The sequence below is a fragment of the Rhizobacter sp. Root1238 genome (genome assembly GCF_001425825.1).
In the GTDB taxonomy this organism is placed as follows: domain Bacteria; phylum Pseudomonadota; class Gammaproteobacteria; order Burkholderiales; family Burkholderiaceae_C; genus Rhizobacter.
This window is the reverse complement of sequence record NZ_LMDM01000019.1, coordinates 73,684-88,213: the sequence shown is the minus strand read 5'-3', so window position 1 is coordinate 88,213 and position 14,530 is coordinate 73,684. Positions and strand designations below refer to the sequence as shown.

The 14,530-nt window shown below is 61.2% G+C and carries 16 protein-coding genes; 4 read left to right on the top strand and 12 right to left on the bottom strand.

Annotated elements, in window-relative coordinates; all coding sequences use genetic code 11:
• Together ASC98_RS15635 and ASC98_RS15630 are read right to left on the bottom strand one after the other, a co-directional pair.
• Positions 1 to 577: porin (locus tag ASC98_RS15635; protein WP_162252895.1), on the bottom strand; the 577-nt coding region annotated here is incomplete at its 3' end.
• A gap of 249 nt (positions 578 to 826) precedes the next feature.
• Positions 827 to 1,753 carry an amino acid ABC transporter substrate-binding protein gene (locus ASC98_RS15630; protein ID WP_056809638.1) on the bottom strand — a complete coding sequence of 309 codons (927 nt, stop codon included), beginning with the start codon at positions 1,751 to 1,753 and terminating at the stop codon, positions 827 to 829.
• 206 nt (positions 1,754 to 1,959) lie between these two features.
• On the opposite strand from ASC98_RS15630, the gene ASC98_RS15625 reads away from it, so the two are divergent.
• The gene (locus ASC98_RS15625) at positions 1,960 to 3,885 is read left to right on the top strand and encodes a radical SAM protein (RefSeq protein ID WP_056809636.1); all 1,926 of its coding nucleotides are present in this window, start codon (positions 1,960 to 1,962) and stop codon (positions 3,883 to 3,885) included.
• A 147-nt stretch (positions 3,886 to 4,032) separates the two neighbouring features.
• Positions 4,033 to 5,445: a gamma-glutamyl-gamma-aminobutyrate hydrolase family protein gene (locus ASC98_RS15620; RefSeq protein WP_056809634.1), complete on the top strand. Its 1,413-nt coding sequence runs from the start codon at positions 4,033 to 4,035 to the stop codon at positions 5,443 to 5,445.
• Between the two features lie 381 nt (positions 5,446 to 5,826).
• Here ASC98_RS15620 and ASC98_RS15615 read toward each other — a convergent pair whose 3' ends face one another.
• The 5 genes from ASC98_RS15615 to ASC98_RS15595 form a co-directional block, all read right to left on the bottom strand.
• The gene (locus ASC98_RS15615) at positions 5,827 to 6,369 is read right to left on the bottom strand and encodes a glycine zipper 2TM domain-containing protein (protein WP_056820158.1); all 543 of its coding nucleotides are present in this window, start codon (positions 6,367 to 6,369) and stop codon (positions 5,827 to 5,829) included.
• Positions 6,370 to 6,712: 343 nt separating this feature from the next.
• The gene (locus ASC98_RS15610; protein ID WP_056820155.1) at positions 6,713 to 7,090 is read right to left on the bottom strand and encodes a hypothetical protein; all 378 of its coding nucleotides are present in this window, start codon (positions 7,088 to 7,090) and stop codon (positions 6,713 to 6,715) included.
• A complete protein-coding gene (locus ASC98_RS15605; protein WP_056820152.1) occupies positions 7,087 to 7,383 on the bottom strand; it encodes an autorepressor SdpR family transcription factor in 297 nt (98 codons plus the stop codon). The genes ASC98_RS15610 and ASC98_RS15605 overlap by 4 nt, the downstream gene beginning before the upstream one ends.
• A gap of 109 nt (positions 7,384 to 7,492) precedes the next feature.
• The gene (locus tag ASC98_RS15600; RefSeq protein WP_056820149.1) at positions 7,493 to 7,969 is read right to left on the bottom strand and encodes a hypothetical protein; all 477 of its coding nucleotides are present in this window, start codon (positions 7,967 to 7,969) and stop codon (positions 7,493 to 7,495) included.
• The gene (locus ASC98_RS15595) at positions 7,966 to 8,442 is read right to left on the bottom strand and encodes a hypothetical protein (RefSeq protein ID WP_056820146.1); all 477 of its coding nucleotides are present in this window, start codon (positions 8,440 to 8,442) and stop codon (positions 7,966 to 7,968) included. Before ASC98_RS15595 ends, ASC98_RS15600 begins: the two co-directional genes overlap by 4 nt.
• A 284-nt stretch (positions 8,443 to 8,726) precedes the next feature.
• On the opposite strand from ASC98_RS15595, the gene ASC98_RS30475 reads away from it, so the two are divergent.
• On the top strand, positions 8,727 to 9,353 hold the full coding sequence (locus ASC98_RS30475; RefSeq protein ID WP_157597975.1) for a hypothetical protein: 627 nt from the start codon (positions 8,727 to 8,729) through the stop codon (positions 9,351 to 9,353).
• 90 nt (positions 9,354 to 9,443) lie between these two features.
• On the opposite strand, the gene ASC98_RS30470 is transcribed toward ASC98_RS30475, so the two are convergent.
• The 3 genes from ASC98_RS30470 to ASC98_RS15590 form a co-directional block, all read right to left on the bottom strand.
• Positions 9,444 to 11,441: a hypothetical protein gene (locus tag ASC98_RS30470; RefSeq protein WP_157597976.1), complete on the bottom strand. Its 1,998-nt coding sequence runs from the start codon at positions 11,439 to 11,441 to the stop codon at positions 9,444 to 9,446.
• Between the two features lie 101 nt (positions 11,442 to 11,542).
• Positions 11,543 to 12,022 (bottom strand): hypothetical protein, encoded by a 480-nt coding sequence (locus tag ASC98_RS30465; RefSeq protein ID WP_157597977.1) that lies wholly within the window; start codon positions 12,020 to 12,022, stop codon positions 11,543 to 11,545.
• 261 nt (positions 12,023 to 12,283) lie between these two features.
• Positions 12,284 to 12,538, bottom strand: coding sequence for a hypothetical protein (locus ASC98_RS15590; RefSeq protein ID WP_056820143.1), 255 nt, complete (start codon positions 12,536 to 12,538; stop codon positions 12,284 to 12,286).
• Positions 12,539 to 12,684: 146 nt separating this feature from the next.
• Between ASC98_RS15590 and ASC98_RS15585 the strand changes: the two genes are divergently transcribed.
• Complete coding sequence (locus tag ASC98_RS15585) at positions 12,685 to 13,395, top strand: hypothetical protein (RefSeq protein ID WP_056820140.1); 711 nt, start codon at positions 12,685 to 12,687, stop codon at positions 13,393 to 13,395.
• Positions 13,396 to 13,464: 69 nt separating this feature from the next.
• Here the strand turns inward: ASC98_RS15585 and ASC98_RS15580 are convergent, their stop codons facing one another.
• Positions 13,465 to 14,172, bottom strand: coding sequence for an SOS response-associated peptidase family protein (locus ASC98_RS15580; protein WP_082541970.1), 708 nt, complete (start codon positions 14,170 to 14,172; stop codon positions 13,465 to 13,467).
• A complete protein-coding gene (locus ASC98_RS30460; RefSeq protein ID WP_082541971.1) occupies positions 14,144 to 14,530 on the bottom strand; it encodes a hypothetical protein in 387 nt (128 codons plus the stop codon). Before ASC98_RS30460 ends, ASC98_RS15580 begins: the two co-directional genes overlap by 29 nt.

Sequence of the window (14,530 nt, the reverse complement as noted above, 5' to 3'; positions counted from 1 at the left end):
AGCCCCACAGGGCACCGGCCTTGAAGCCGGCGAAGGTCGGCGACTCGTACTTGACCGAGTTGTTGACGCGGGCCGGGCCGCCGTTGCCGGTGGCGCTGTAGGTGGTGCCGCCGCGCACCGGCTCGTAGCCGCCGAAGCCGCCGATCACCGCCGTGCTCGCGCCGGTCGAGACGTTCGAGAACTCGCTGAAGTCGCTCGACAGGTTGTAGATGCTGCCGTACTGGCGGCCCAGGGTCAGCGTGCCGAGCTGCGCCGAGCCGATGCCGACGTACGACTGGCGGCCCCAGAAGGCGTTCTGCCCGTTGGTGCCGTCGTCGATGTTGATGCCGCTTTCGAGCACGGCCAGCGCGCGCAAGCCACCGCCGAGGTCTTCGGTGATGCGCAGGCCGAAGCGCGAGCCCTGCAGGCCGCCCGACTGCACGCGGCTCAGGTTGGCCGCGCCGTTGGCGATCTGCACGTACGCATCGGCAACGCCGTACAGCGTCACGTTGGTGGAAGAGGCTTGAGCGTCTTGCGCTTGCGCGGCCGAGGCGGCAGCCAGGGCGACCGCGGTCACGGCGAAGGTGGCGATTTTCATGGGTAGGTTGCTGCGATGGGCAGGTGGTCGAAACCGCACCATCGTAGGAATCGCTACCGAACGGGAGCCTGTCCGGCAGATGACAAAATTGTCAGCCGCCAGGCTCGAAACTCACTGCGCACCCGCAGCCTCCAACCCTCAGCGGACCGGCATCACGGGACCGGTGTCAGCACGCTGCCGTTCTGCACGTACACCTTGTCGCAGGCGACCAGGTTGTTGCTCAGCATGCCGCTCGCGAGCGGCGCTCGATCAGATCGAGAAGCCCAGCAACATCGCGACGCCGGCTTCCTTGTTCGGCCGCACGAAGCTGTCGCGCGTCAGGCGGCTCATCTTGATCGTCAGCGCATCGGTCAGGAACCACTTGGTGTACAGCGCGTTGATCTCGCCGCTGGCGTAGAGCTGCGACAGGCTGCGGTCGACCGATGCGAGCAGCGCGGTGTCGCCCTTGCGCAGCATCACCGCGTAAGGCTCGACCGACAGCGCCAGGTTGCTGACCTGGAAGGTGTCGAGCGCCTTGTCGTTCGAGGCCAGGCCGAGCAGCAGCGAATCGTCCTGCGGGAAGGCGCGCACGCGGCCTTCCTTCAGCGCCTTGTAGGCCTCGCCGTTGCTCGCGAAGGTCTCCAGCTTGGCATGCAATTCGCCGTTGGCCAACTGGTTGAAGAGCTTCTCGGAGGTGGTGCCCTTGCTGAGCGCGACCTGCATGCCGTTCAGGTCCTTGACCGACTCGACCTGCACGTTCTTCGGCGTCAGCAGGCGCATCGACGCGACGAAGAAGGTGTAGCTGAAGGCGACTTTCTCCTGGCGTGCGCGGGTGTTGGTGGTCGAGCCGCACTCCATGTCGATCTCGCCGCTCAGCAGCTTCGGGATCCGCTCCGGGCCGCTCACGACCTTGTACTGCACCTTCAGGTCCGGCAGCTTCAGCTCGCGCTTGATGCCTTCGACCGCGTTCAGGCACAGGTCGACCGAGTAGCCGACGGGTTGCTTCTGCTCGTTCAGGAACGAGAACGGCCGGGCGGCTTCGCGAACACCGAGCGTGACGACCTTGGTCTCGCGGATGTGGGCCAGCGTGTCGGTGGGCGCCTGGGCCTGGGCCTGGGCCAACACCGCGCCGCTGGCACCGGCCAGCAGCAACAGGCCCGTCGCGTGCCGGATCACGCGGTCAAAGGGGGAGAACATCTTGAAGCTCCGACCAAAAGGGCGGAATTATAGGGATTACCCTATTCCAAGAACCGTGATATCTGTCTCGTTGGACCGATACCTCTATCCCCTTGACCCGGGGATCGGGCCGGCTGCGGCGGCGAAAGTTGCACTCGTCGGAGGCCTCTGCGGCCCCAGCGTCGTCGACCGGTGGCGCCGCGGGTGCATCGCCGACAATCCGGCAGATGTCCACCGAAGATTTCCGCGTGCTGTCCGTCATCCCGCCGATGACGCAGCTCAACACGCCGTACCCGTCCACGGCCTACCTCACCGGCTTCCTGCGTTCGCGCGGCATCCCGGCGGTGCAGGAGGACCTGGCGCTCGCGCTGGTGCTGGACCTGCTGTCCCCCACGGGCCTCGACCAGGTCCGCGAGCGCGCGCAGGCGCAGCCCGAGGCGAAGCGCTCCGCGCAGGTCAGCGGCTTCCTCGACGCCTTCGACCGCTACCGCTCCACCATCGCCCCCACGATCCGCTTCCTGCAGGGGCGCGACGCCACCCTCGCCCACCGCATCGTCGGCCGCGACTGGCTGCCCGAGGGCACGCGCTTCCGCTCGCTCGACGCCTACGTCGACGACGAGGGCGGCGACCCGCTCGCCTGGGCGTTCGGCGCGCTCGGCCTGCAGGACCGCGCGCGGCACCTCGCGACGCTCTACCTCAACGACCTTGCCGATGTGCTGCGCGACGCGATCGACGGCCGCTTCGAGTTCGTGCGCTATGCCGAGCAGCTGGCCGCGAGCCAGCCCGATTTCGATCCGCTGGCCGCTGCGCTCTCGGCCACGCCCAACCTCGTCGACGAACGCCTGGCCGCGTTGGCACTGGCCGCGGTCGAACGGCATCGCCCGCAGTTGCTGCTGCTGTCGGTGCCCTTCCCCGGCTCGATGTATGCGGCGCTGCGCATCGCGCAGGCGGTGAAAGCGCGGCACCCGCAGCTCACCATCGCGCTCGGCGGCGGCTTCGTCAACACCGAGTTGCGCGAGCTGTCGGAGCCGCGCGTGTTCGACTTCGTCGACGTGGTGACGCTCGATGCCGGCGAACGCCCGCTGCTCGCGCTGATCGATCACCTGCAGGGCAAGCGCTCGCAGCAGCGGCTGGTGCGCAGCTTCGTGCGCGATGCCGAATCGGGCGCGGTGCGGTACCTGAACAGCTTCGCCGAACCCGACATCCCGTTCGACCAGACCGGCACGCCCACCTGGGACGGCCTGCCGCTCGACCGCTACCTGTCGCTCCTCGACATGCTGAACCCGATGAACCGGCTGTGGAGCGACGGCCGCTGGAACAAGCTGACGGTGGCGCACGGCTGCTACTGGAAGAAGTGCAGCTTCTGCGACGTGAGCCTCGATTACATCGCGCGCTTCGAGCAGGCCTCGTCGACGACGCTGGTCGACCGCATCGAGGCCATCGTGCAGGAGACCGGGCAGACCGGCTTCCATTTCGTCGACGAGGCCGCGCCGCCGAAGGCGCTTCGCGCGCTGGCCGCCGAGCTGCAACGCCGCAAGGTCGAGATCAGCTGGTGGGGCAACGTGCGCTTCGAGAAGACCTTCGACCGCGAGCTGTGCCAGGAGCTCGCCGCGAGCGGGTGCATCGCGATCTCTGGCGGGCTGGAGGTGGCCTCCGACCGCCTGCTGAAGCTGATGAAGAAAGGCGTGTCGGTCGAGCAGGTGGCGCGCGTGACGCAGGCCTTCTCCGACGCCGGCATCCTGGTGCACGCCTACCTGATGTACGGCTTCCCGACGCAGAACGAGCAGGACACGGTGGATGCGCTGGAATACGTGCGCCAGTTGTTCGAGGAAGGCTGCATCGCGAGCGGCTTCTTCCACCGCTTCGCGTGCACCGTGCATTCGCCGGTCGGCCAGCAACCGGCGGACTACGGCATCACGCTGCTGCCGCTGCCGCCGGGCCGCTTCGCGAAGAACGACGTCGGCTTCGTCGACCCGACCGGCGCCGACCACGACGCGATGGGCCGCGCGCTGAAGAAGGCCATCTACAACTACATGCACGGCATCGGGCTGGACGCCGACGTGCGCAGCTGGTTCGACATCCGCATGCCGAAGCCGACGGTGGCGCGGCACCGCATTGCGCGGGCGCTGCAGCAGGGGCAAAGGGTCGGGTGAGCGCAAGCGACGGCGTGTGTGTCCAGCCGGCGACGCGCAACGATCGCATTTCGCAATCCGATCATCAACTTCGCATCGGCATCGAAAAGCGGGTGTCGCCCCGTCCACCATGAATTCCTCGCTCATGTCAGTCGAAAGGAATTCGCCATGCCGGACCATCGCGTCGGATCGCACCACACCAGCCGGACGGGAGGCGTCAAGCGCCATGCACACGAACGCCGCGACAGCAGCGACAGCGAACGCGGGTCGCCGCCGCCCACCTCACGGCAGCGCGCTACCACCGACCTGAGCTCCCTGGGGCGCCCGCCGCGCATGCCAGTGACCATCCCCTACCGCGATTCGGGCCACGGCACCGGCGCGTTCTGGGACCACTACACGATGCAGCAGACCACCGGACGCGAGAGCATCGCCTCGCATCCGGCCGGCATGGAGCCGACCATCAGCTCCACCGACCCGACGAAGCCGGGCAAGAAGAACTACAGCGGAGGCCTGCCGAGGTCGCACACCACCACCACCGGCGAAGGCCGGGGCCTGCTGGTGGTTGCCGGCGGCAACTACGGACTGGAAAGCGAGAGTCCGCGCCACGCTGCCCATACGCCGAAGGGCAGCGCCGCGGAGCGCCACCAGCAACGCCGCGAGCATGAGGAAGCTCTGCTGAAGCAGGCGCAACTGACCGGACGACCCGTGGCCGGCCTGTGCGGCGGATCCTGGAGCGTGCTGGAAAGCTACGGCGGCACCACGCAGCAGCTGAATTCCGGCACGCACCAGGCGCGCTCCATGCCGTTCATCAAGAAGGACGGCAACATCAGCAACAACTTCGAACCCCACGGCATCAACCTGGAACCCGAGACGATGCTGCACAGCCAATCGGCTTGGCAACGCCACGATCCGATGGACGTCGAAGGCGGGCCGGCGCCGCGCCCGCACTGGACGAACAACCGGGAGAAGACATCGATCCCCTACGACGTAAACAGCGTGCACTGGGCGGCCGCACGCGAGGACGCAGGAGGCCTGATGCCCCGTGATCCGCAGGACGAGGCCCTCGTCGCGAAGCTGGCAACACTGCAGGTCTCGGCGCGCGACACGACACATGCGAATCCGTTCATGCAGGCGCCGCCGGGTGCGCCGCTGTATGCGGCGGAAGCCTTCGAATCACGCTACGGCGCGCCGGTCATGGGCATGCAGTGGCATCCCGAGGCCTATTCGAGCGGCCACGCCGACAAGCCCGCTGCGACGATGAGCCGGGACGCACTCGACTACATGGCGCGGGCCGGCGATGCCTTCGAGGCGCGCCGCACCAACACCGGCCAGTTCGAACGCGACATGCAGTCCAGCCGGGCGCACCAGCCGTCGGGCATCGGCGCAGGACCGGCGCCGACGGACTTCTCGATCCCGCCACAAGGACGCCGCCGGCGCGCCGCGATGGGCGAGAGCGTGCCACCGCACGCGCGCGCACCGCAGGCAGACGGCTGGGGAGGCGTGCCGAGCGGGTCGAGGCCTACCGTGCCGGACGAGAGGCACCAGCCTTATCCGCCCTACCCATCCAACGAACGCTGGTGACGACCAGGCAACAGCGGTCGAAGCGTCCGTCGTGACGGTGCTCGCAGCCATGCGGGCCCTGTGTCGTTCACGGCAGGAGCGTCGACTTGGTGAGGGTGGCCTGCCCGGAGGGACCCGAACCTCTGACCTGCTGCTTAGAAGTCTGGACGTCGATCAAGGGCTACAGCGCCCGCGCGAGTACTTTGTCTAACTCTTGAGGTAAGAGAACACACAGGGCGGACGCGGGTCACTGGGCATCGGTTAGACACGTTTAGAGCCAAGCCCAGGATGTGCATCGCGCTTGAAGAGCAGTCCCGCTGGCGATCGCATGGAGGCAGGAAGTCGAGCAACGTTGCTACGAAGCATCGGATTGCCGGCTGTCGCACCTGGACGGCGTGTGGCTCAAGACGTCGGCGCAGTCGTGTCGACTTGGCCGTCCTTCACCGGCAGCGTGGCGCCAGGGCGAAAGGAGGTTCGCGCCACTCCGTCCTTGCCATTCAGGCGGTAACTCACGTCGTAGCCAACCAACTTCTTCGACTTCTCTTGCACCGTCTTGCAGCGCTGCTCGGCGGTCGAGATAACGTCACCTTGCTGCATGTTCTTCTGCACTTGGTTGCCGGCGTAGCCGCCTGCCGCAGCGCCGGCTACGGTGGCCACCTTCTTGCCGGTGCCGCCGCCAATCTGGTGACCGAGCACGCCGCCGAGCACCGCGCCACCAACACTGCCGAGCAGGCGGTTCTCGTCCTTGACCGGCGCCTGGCGCTGCACCTGCACCGTCTCACACTGTTGGCGCGGCGTCGTCACGGTCTCCGTTACCTCTTTGATTGCCATCACCTCAGCGGCCTTGGGCTGCGACATCTTCTGATAACCCGTGACGGCACCCGCGCCCAGCATCACCATTGCGATGCCGCCGACCGCGATACCTTTGATCATTGATTTGTCCATGGGTTGCTCCTGTGGTAGCCCACCTCAATTGTCGTGCCCGGCTCGCCGCGTGCATGGCAGTAGAGGCCGGGATCGGGTGTAGGACTTCGCGACGCGTGTGTCGCTTCGGTGTCCGCTGCGGCTTCCATCCGGCGATCGTTGCACGACCGGTCAGGGTCGTTGTGCGCAGGTCGCCGCACCAGCCTGAGCGTCAGCACCACGCCTGAGCCTGGTCACTCTGCCCGACGCTGTCCTGCGCTGGCTCGCCACCGGTGGCTCACTGGCGTCAACGGATTTGCAATCCTCGGGCGCCCTTGTCATTCAATGCGATAGTGAAAAACCGCGCCATTCTCGCGGTGGGCCGTCATGTCCTCGACGCTCGCTTCGACTGCAGTGACATGCAATAGCCGATCGTCACCGCGATTCCCGCCAGTACGGCGCCGGACCCACCCCAGACCGCCACCGGAAGGGGGGCGAACGCAAACAGTCCAGCGTAGGTGAGCCCGCCGAGCACCAGGGACCAGCCTGCGACACGCCTGGCGCGGCTTGCCTGTGCGCTCGGGACGAAGTCCTTGGGAATCCGGTTTCCGTACCAAGCCATCATGAGCCCGTTCGTGCCGATGACCACCCTGGTCACGGTGTCGGCCTCGACATAGCCCATCTTGCGCGCCAAGGTAGCGCCGAGCGCCAGCGCAACGACGCCACCGCCCCAGGCGAGGCCTGCGATGAGTTCCTTGTTCATTGGGCAATCTCCTTCTTGGGCGCTGGTGTTTCCTCGCCCAGGCCGAACGAATGAACGAAGCCCAGTAGCGCCTCTTCGAGCACCGAGAGCTTCAAGTGATAGATGACCGACTTGCCGGCCTTCTCGGTGTGCACCAGGTCGGCCTCCTTCAACACCGCGAAGTGCGCCGACATGGTCGGCTTGGAGACGTTGAACTGGTCGCTGAGTTCGCCTGCGCTCAGAGGCCCATGGCGCAGGAGCTGCAACACGCGCCGGCGGGTGGGGTCGGAAAGGGCTCTGAAGACCTGGCTCATGATGCAATATTTAGCTAACTATCGAACTATGTCAAGGCCTCATGCTGACGCCCGCCCTGCCTTTGCTGGGGCGTGGAAACAGGAATTCCGGGGTGACACACCGATGCGGTCAGGCGTCGGGTTTCTTCCAGTTTGGATCAGAGTCAACGTTGTACTTCGTCGGGTCAAGATTCTGTTTGCCCCAGAGGCGGAAGGCTTCGACAAGATCCCTCCGGAAGCCATCGATGCGAACGTAGTTGACAAGCGCTTTGAGGATCGCACCCAGCGCCGCCTCTTCCACGTCCTCCAGCTCAAGGTAGCCATCCTCATCGTCATCCAGGTGTTTACAGTGGTTGATGAATAGGATGTCGTTGACCTTTTTGCCGTGTTGTTCGCGCGTCTCAACCATACCGCCTTCAGCAATGTGCTGCGCAAGTAGATCAGCAGTGAAAGACTCGTTGCCTGCCTTGATCGAGAGCTGAGTCAGGATCACATCAGCAGCACCTGCGAGCGTGATCACAGAGAATCGATCTCGGCCGGTCATGAACAGACCCATCGCAGAGCGTAGCTGGTTCTCCGCGATTTGAAGGCGCGTATAGGTCTTCATGTTCTCGGCTTCATTCGATCGGGCTTTGCGTTGTACTCCTTCAACACCTTCTCGCCGTCGGAGTGAACCCATGCGTATTGAAGGAACGCCTTAACGAACGGATCCTCCTGCCCATTCAGCGAGACATAGTCATGGATTGCCCGCGCGACAGCGTCGACGGCCATCTTCTCCAGATCCAGGTCGACGGTGTCAGGATCATCTTGCGAAAGATGCTTGTGTGCGATCACGCCAAGCGTTTTGTCGATGTGATGTGCGTACGATTTGCGCTTCGGAGTGAAGCCCACCTGCGCCTCGTGCACGCGCCTGGCATAGTCGACGAAAGCCTCCTTGCCGGCCCGCCTGACAAACGCATCGAGGATGCTGCTGGCTGCGCCGGCCAGTGTGATTGCGGAAGACCTGTCCTGGCCGTTCAGAATGATGCTCACAGCAGTCTCAAGCTGTGCCCTCGCAATGTCGTGCTTGTAGTACCGCATGCGCTTTTACTCAGTGGTCAATCCCAAACATAGACGCGAAGAACTCTCGCTCCTGCGGCGCAAGCACTCCCCGAATCGCCAGCAAATCGCAGTGTCTCACCCTTGCCACCGTCCGTCGACGCGCCTTGGTGGAACGCAAGTCAGCGATTGCTGCCGTTCGTTCCACGTGGTCGAATGCCTGCAACCGGCAACCAAGGTCCACTTGACGGAAGCCCCACAATGGGCATTCAGCGCTCCCTGCACAAAATATCATGCATCATGAAACTAACTGAAGAGAGTCACGCGTGGATTGGCTGACCTTTATAAGCAAGGCCATTGATTCCTTGGCATGGCCGTTCGTCGCTTTGGTGCTTGGCATTGCGTTCCGGAAGAAGGTTCTCGACCTCCTTCCATTAATCAAGAAGCTAAAAGCGGGACCACTTGAAGCGGAGTTTGAACTCGCCGCAAAGCAAATTCTCGCAAACGCCGCCGAAGCGGCTCCGCCAGTGATGCCTGAAGAGGAGAAGGTCACGAACGACAAAAATCCCACTAGCCAAGAAACAGTCGCTCAGCTAATCAGTGCGCGAGATGATCCTTCAGGAACAATTCTCAAAGCCTGGGGAGAGGTGAATGGAGAACTGTTTCGCCTGGGCCATCAGATGGGAACAGTCGTCGATCCACTTGAAAGCACTAACAAGGTGTACTTGGCAGCGATGGAAATACTTCCTATTGAAACCCTACATCTCGTGCAGAAACTGAGGGAACTACGGAACCAGGTCGCCCATGCTGAAGTAGCTCCGACTCCTGAATCCGCCCAAGATTTTCTGCTCGCAGCAAATCGCGTCATAGAACTCATATACAACTTTCGAAAGAATCTGCCGAATTATGGCGCAGGTCTTCACTCATCACCCACGAGCGGCGCCGATGCCTAACCCTTTCCATGAAAACCATACGTGACACCGCGAGCGGCAATGATATTCTCCAAATAGCGCAGCCCTTGGAAGGGCACCCTTTTTCTGCTTTTAGGCGCTCGCCTTTTGTACTGCCTCTTCTAGCCAGCGTAGTGAGCGACGGTAGTACGCCAAGTCCGCTCCATCAGCGTCTTTAGCGTGAGCATCCATTCTGTCATTCAATATTGTGGCGTGCTCCTTGAATAGCCGTAGATCCGCAAAGACAGGAATAAATAGAACCCATTCTTTCTCCACCAGACGAACCAATTCGCTCCAGAGCAACTTCTCAATCAGGTCGTCAGCAGGCAGATGCTGAAGCTTCTCAATCCGAACCTTCTCTACGCAACGAATTACTCTCGATGCCGCAGTTCCCTTATCTCTGCTTTGAAGCGTGGAGAACTTTATAAAATTTAGAGCAAGCGCCCGAAGCCTTTTCTCCAGCTTGTTGCGAGATGCATTAATTAATGCAAGCTCATCCGCCCATTCGTCAAATTTCAGAATAAGAGATGAAGACTCTTCCAATGGCGCAGGCACCATTTCTATTTCGGAGCGCTTTTGAATGCAAAGCCTCATCCCTTCCCGAATCATTCCACTACCCAAGACCACTTCCCCACGGACTTCGGCCAATATTCCGTATCGAATCAAGGTCGAAATTAGCTGCTCAGACTTGGCATGCCTTCCACCATCGAGAACGCTTTTTGCCGGGATGTAGACTTCCGGGTGAACTCTAAATAAGTGGTTTAGAGCCACCTCTGCGACTGCCGCACCCTCTTCCTCTACGAATTCACCAACGAGTCGCTCTGCAGTTTCCCGTTGCACGATACACGGTCGGTCGCGCACATCGATGTTCCGATGGATGTATGAGCATGCCTTGCGTGTCCAGTAGGGCATATTTCCGCAAGCTTGACCAATAAATTCGGCGGTCGCATCATCGAAAGAAAGTCCTGCCGTACGAGAAATTGACCGGATCATCCCAGTAATAGCTATGGGCGCCAATGGCGAAAGATACTCCTCCGGGATAAAAGACAATACGGCGTTCTCAACGCCATCAATTGATTCCTCTTTGAACCATTTACTTGACACACCGCATACAAAGAGCGAGAACTTCTTCTCCGATCTTGCAGCCTCTTGCGTGACAGCGCGAAGGTTTCTCCAAAACGGATTGAAGTTCGACGTCCAAGCTGCGCGTGCAGTCGGACTACCGGGAGTGATGTAGTCAACCTCATCAAAAAACAAGATGACTGGTGGATCGGATGCGAGAACTGCATTGAGCAACGCTTTGCGGGCGCCGCTCAAGCCACCATCATTTTCACACGACTGCTGGACCTCTGCATAATGGGGTGTGTTTCCAGCAGACGCTGCAACAGCCTCACCTATGGAACAGAGCAACTCCGACGCGCTCTGCGCCCAGATGTCATCTTTCGAGCAATCTATCATTACACATACTGAACCGTGATTGACCTTTGCCTCGTAAAGGATACGATTTAGAATGGATGTTTTCCCAATTTTTCGAATCCCCAACGAAGACCGGATCTGCCCGCCTTGAAGTTGTCGCGCAATATCTAAAGCCTCCGTACGTCGACCAAAGAATCGCGCATCATCACTTACGGGTCCAGTGACATCAAAAGGATCATTGGAAAAAAAGTCAAGCAACAAGTCCCGTTCAAATGTTTCTGCGTCTTGAAAGGATTCCCTTGCCAATATAGGCAGGATTGCAATCCCCTTCTCGCGTCCCCACATTTTTAGCTTGCGATTTCCGTCGGAATCAGCATGAACAATGATTGCCAGCGAATTCTCCACGCGGCCGCTGGCCTCGTCTATCCGCCCCTTGAGTGCGGTGATGGTCCGCTGCTGCTGGTCCGGAAAGTTTGTGATTAGAACCAGAACCTCGCGGTCAGTAGAGAATATTTTTGAGAGCCTTTTATTCGGACGAAAATATATTTCGCCATAGACGCCATTTTCATAATCGAATAGCTGCAGAGGGCGAGTGATAGAAAAAAGGTCTCGCGCTAACTTTTCAAATTGTTGAGACAGTTCGCTAATTTCTTCCCCAATTGTCCTTTTGGCCATCTAAACCCCCTGTTAAAAATTGCGGTCGTTTGCGATCGCCCTTCGATCAAAGAAGTTATATCGCACATGGATGTACGATTCTGCTTTTTTATTCTTGCAGCTCATTGCGCTTGTTGGGTCTCGAATATGTCTTGAACCCTAAGCACGTCTTTACAAGCGCTGGAGAGCCTCAGAGTTATTCCATCTAGTTTGTTAGTTGGAAATCCGTCGGACTTCAGAACGCTGTTCATCTCGACGTAGAAATCCACCTTTGCGGCATTGACGGCTGGATCAATGGCGAAAATATGTGCTCGGCCAAAATACAGCGCACGATACCTGGCGGCATTCTTGATACCTTCCTCCTTGGTTGGGCTTGCGGCTACAGTCGCTGCAGCTTCAACGAGTTCGTAATACACTTCTTTTTTTTGGTTGAAGTGCATCAATCGGAACTCCTTCTGTCTAAGTGCATCGGCAGCAATACCTTGCTGACGAAATGTGTATAGCCCGAAGATGCCTCCCGCCAACAAACCAATCGTCGATACCATTGCTGCTACTGCGCTGCATGCTTTGAAGCGGGGCTCCCAGACCGCCATGTCGATCATGGTATTTGTCCTGAGTTTAGTAATGCCACCTAACGGAGAATCTCATTGAATGCTCCGGTCATTTGCCGAAGTCAATGGGCATATCAGCCACTCAAATGGTAGCTAGCATTCAAGCGTTCTGCCATGGTTGTTCTAGAGGATGGCGCACTGGTCGATGGCGCAGTACATGACGACTCAATCGCCCACGCGCTGCAGCCGAGCAATGGCACGGAGACGGTGTCTCATATCGACTGGTCCGACCACCTCCAGAGCTCGCCTCACTCAGCTTGTTTGGGCGCCGCCCCTGGTGAAGTCCAACAGCCATTTCTGGGTCATTTCGACGGCCTGCAGCTGGACTGCCGCTTCCGGATTGGGCTGGAAGGCATCTCGCAGCAGCTGCAGCTCCTTGAGAGCTGCTTGTTCGAACAGTGGCTTCGGCACGGAAACCTTGACCACCGCCGCAATCAACGCGGTCAACGCCATGACTTCGCCGTGAAGGTACTTGGCGACATCACCTGCCTCATCGAACTGCTCCATGCCGTCGTCTCCTTGGTTGCCTTGAACGAGAGCAGCCTACTCTCGAACCTCTGCCAGGCGCGCCATGACAAGCCCTCTCGTCAGCCGCCTTGACCCGTCGTAGAGTTCGGCCGAGCCTCAAACCTCCTTGCAGTACTGGAAAGAACATGTCGACTGCCCTCAAGAAAGCCGCCTGGGTCGACCGTGTGTTTGCCAAGCTCAGCACGCTGGATCCCAAGGCGACGATCGAGCAGTTGAAGGAGGTGGCGGAGGACTCCTTCGCGGCAACCGATTCCGGCACGCCTGAGGCCTGGGCTGAACGATATTTCCGGTTGAAGATCGATGCGGATGCGTCTGATCGGCAGTGGCGCCTCGCCTTCTGGGAGCGTGTGTTCGAACTGGAGCCCAGGCTCAGCTTGATGGATGCGTGGGATTTGTGGGAAACCGCGGTGGCCGACCCGATCCAAAGCGATCGCCCTGCGTCCCAGGCCGCGGACCATTTCATGGGCGTGAGTCTGCCGCCGATGACGGATGGGCGCAGCCCAGCACCTGCTCAGCCCCGAGAGAACCTGGTGCTCAGCGTGGCCGGTGCATCCCAGCAGCAGATCGAACGTGCCTACGCCGCCGTTGACGCGCTGTTCGCATCTGCCGAGGTTTTACCTACGTTCGCTGCCCGTGCGGCCCACAAGTTGGAGAGGTGGGATGCCGAAGGATTCCCTCCTGAGAAGCTGCCGTCGAATGCGGAGTTCGATGCCGCTCAGGTGTGGTTCGCGATTCCCGAGTGCGTCCTCGACGCAGTATTCGGTTCGGAGCGCCCACCCAACGCCTCGTCGCTGGTCGAGGTCTTCCTGCCGCCCACGGATCGCACTCTCCACTAGCCGGAGAGGCGCCACGGCGAGAGACCATCGATTCGATCTGCGTCCTCGTCGGCCGCAGCATGATCACGCCTAGAACAGGTCCCCCTGCGCGTCAGGCACCACCGCAGGCGGCGGCTTCGGCTTGTGCATCGGCGTCGCCTTGATTTTCTCTGCCGGCCACTGCCCGATCACCTGCTCGGCCTCTGCCGGTGACCCGAAGAGCCATGCCTGCTGATCTTGCAGCGGCAGCACCGCGACCATGCGCTTCTCCGGATCGTTGGGATCGGGCTTGTGCATGCGTTTCATGATCGGGTGATCGTCCGCGTTGATGGTGATCATCGTGTACGTGTCAAAGACTTGGCCGGTGGTCTTGTCGATCCAGCTGTTCCACAAGCCGGCCATGCCGAGCGGGCTGCCGTCGGCGCTCTCGAACCGCCAGCTCACGTGCGAGCCCGTTTCATAGCAGGGCTCGTAGAAGTTCCGGATCGGAATCACGCAGCGCTGCCCCGCCATCCACACCGGCTTGAACGTGCGGCTGACCCGCACCTTGTCTTCCCAGCGTGCGTTGTTCGTCGAGTACGGGTAGGTGTCGATGTCGGGCCAGTTCGTGGGCACGAGCTGCCAACGCCCGACGGCGTAGATGAGGCCGCCGGTCGCGTGGTCCGCGCGCAGGAACTGGCCCTGCTTCTTTGGCCCCACGTGGTGCCCGTCGAAGAATCGCAGTGGTGGCATTGGTCCGCTCACGTCCCAGTAGTCCCAAACTTCCTGCTCAGTTGGCGAGGTGTACAGGTTGCACATCCTCGAACTCTAGCGCCGCGGCGCGCACCGCCGGTGCAACCACCCTCACCCACCACGCCTGGTCGAACCATTCGGAGTTGCGGCTCGACCTGGTCGACTGAAGCTCCTGCCGTCCCTTGATCAACATGCCGCGCGGGTTGATCCGAACCACCCGCGCCTTGTCCAGCGGCGGCAAGACCCAGCTCATGCCCTCAGGACGACACAGGCCCGCCAACAGCGGCGGATTACGGTCCCGTGGATCTCGACCAGGCCGGTCCGGCGTCAGGCTCAACACGCCTCGATGGGCAGGAACAGACGCAAGGCTCCCCCGCTCGAGGCGCTGACCTCGCTTGTACATCTCCACCACGTCGACCAGCAT

What these genes read in the sequence shown, in the direction of transcription:
- ASC98_RS30470 (WP_157597976.1), bottom strand. Translation starts at nt 11,441, where the DNA reads ATGGCCAAAAGGACAATTGGGGAAGAAATTAGCGAACTGTCTCAACAA.
- ASC98_RS15600 (WP_056820149.1), bottom strand. Translation starts at nt 7,969, where the DNA reads ATGAAGACCTATACGCGCCTTCAAATCGCGGAGAACCAGCTACGCTCT.
- ASC98_RS15625 (WP_056809636.1), top strand. Translation starts at nt 1,960, where the DNA reads ATGTCCACCGAAGATTTCCGCGTGCTGTCCGTCATCCCGCCGATGACG.
- ASC98_RS15580 (WP_082541970.1), bottom strand. Translation starts at nt 14,172, where the DNA reads ATGTGCAACCTGTACACCTCGCCAACTGAGCAGGAAGTTTGGGACTAC.
- ASC98_RS15615 (WP_056820158.1), bottom strand. Translation starts at nt 6,369, where the DNA reads ATGGACAAATCAATGATCAAAGGTATCGCGGTCGGCGGCATCGCAATG.
- ASC98_RS15590 (WP_056820143.1), bottom strand. Translation starts at nt 12,538, where the DNA reads ATGGAGCAGTTCGATGAGGCAGGTGATGTCGCCAAGTACCTTCACGGC.
- ASC98_RS15605 (WP_056820152.1), bottom strand. Translation starts at nt 7,383, where the DNA reads ATGAGCCAGGTCTTCAGAGCCCTTTCCGACCCCACCCGCCGGCGCGTG.
- ASC98_RS15610 (WP_056820155.1), bottom strand. Translation starts at nt 7,090, where the DNA reads ATGAACAAGGAACTCATCGCAGGCCTCGCCTGGGGCGGTGGCGTCGTT.
- ASC98_RS15630 (WP_056809638.1), bottom strand. Translation starts at nt 1,753, where the DNA reads ATGTTCTCCCCCTTTGACCGCGTGATCCGGCACGCGACGGGCCTGTTG.
- ASC98_RS15620 (WP_056809634.1), top strand. Translation starts at nt 4,033, where the DNA reads ATGCCGGACCATCGCGTCGGATCGCACCACACCAGCCGGACGGGAGGC.
- ASC98_RS15595 (WP_056820146.1), bottom strand. Translation starts at nt 8,442, where the DNA reads ATGCGGTACTACAAGCACGACATTGCGAGGGCACAGCTTGAGACTGCT.
- ASC98_RS15585 (WP_056820140.1), top strand. Translation starts at nt 12,685, where the DNA reads ATGTCGACTGCCCTCAAGAAAGCCGCCTGGGTCGACCGTGTGTTTGCC.
- ASC98_RS30460 (WP_082541971.1), bottom strand. Translation starts at nt 14,530, where the DNA reads ATGCTGGTCGACGTGGTGGAGATGTACAAGCGAGGTCAGCGCCTCGAG.
- ASC98_RS30465 (WP_157597977.1), bottom strand. Translation starts at nt 12,022, where the DNA reads ATGATCGACATGGCGGTCTGGGAGCCCCGCTTCAAAGCATGCAGCGCA.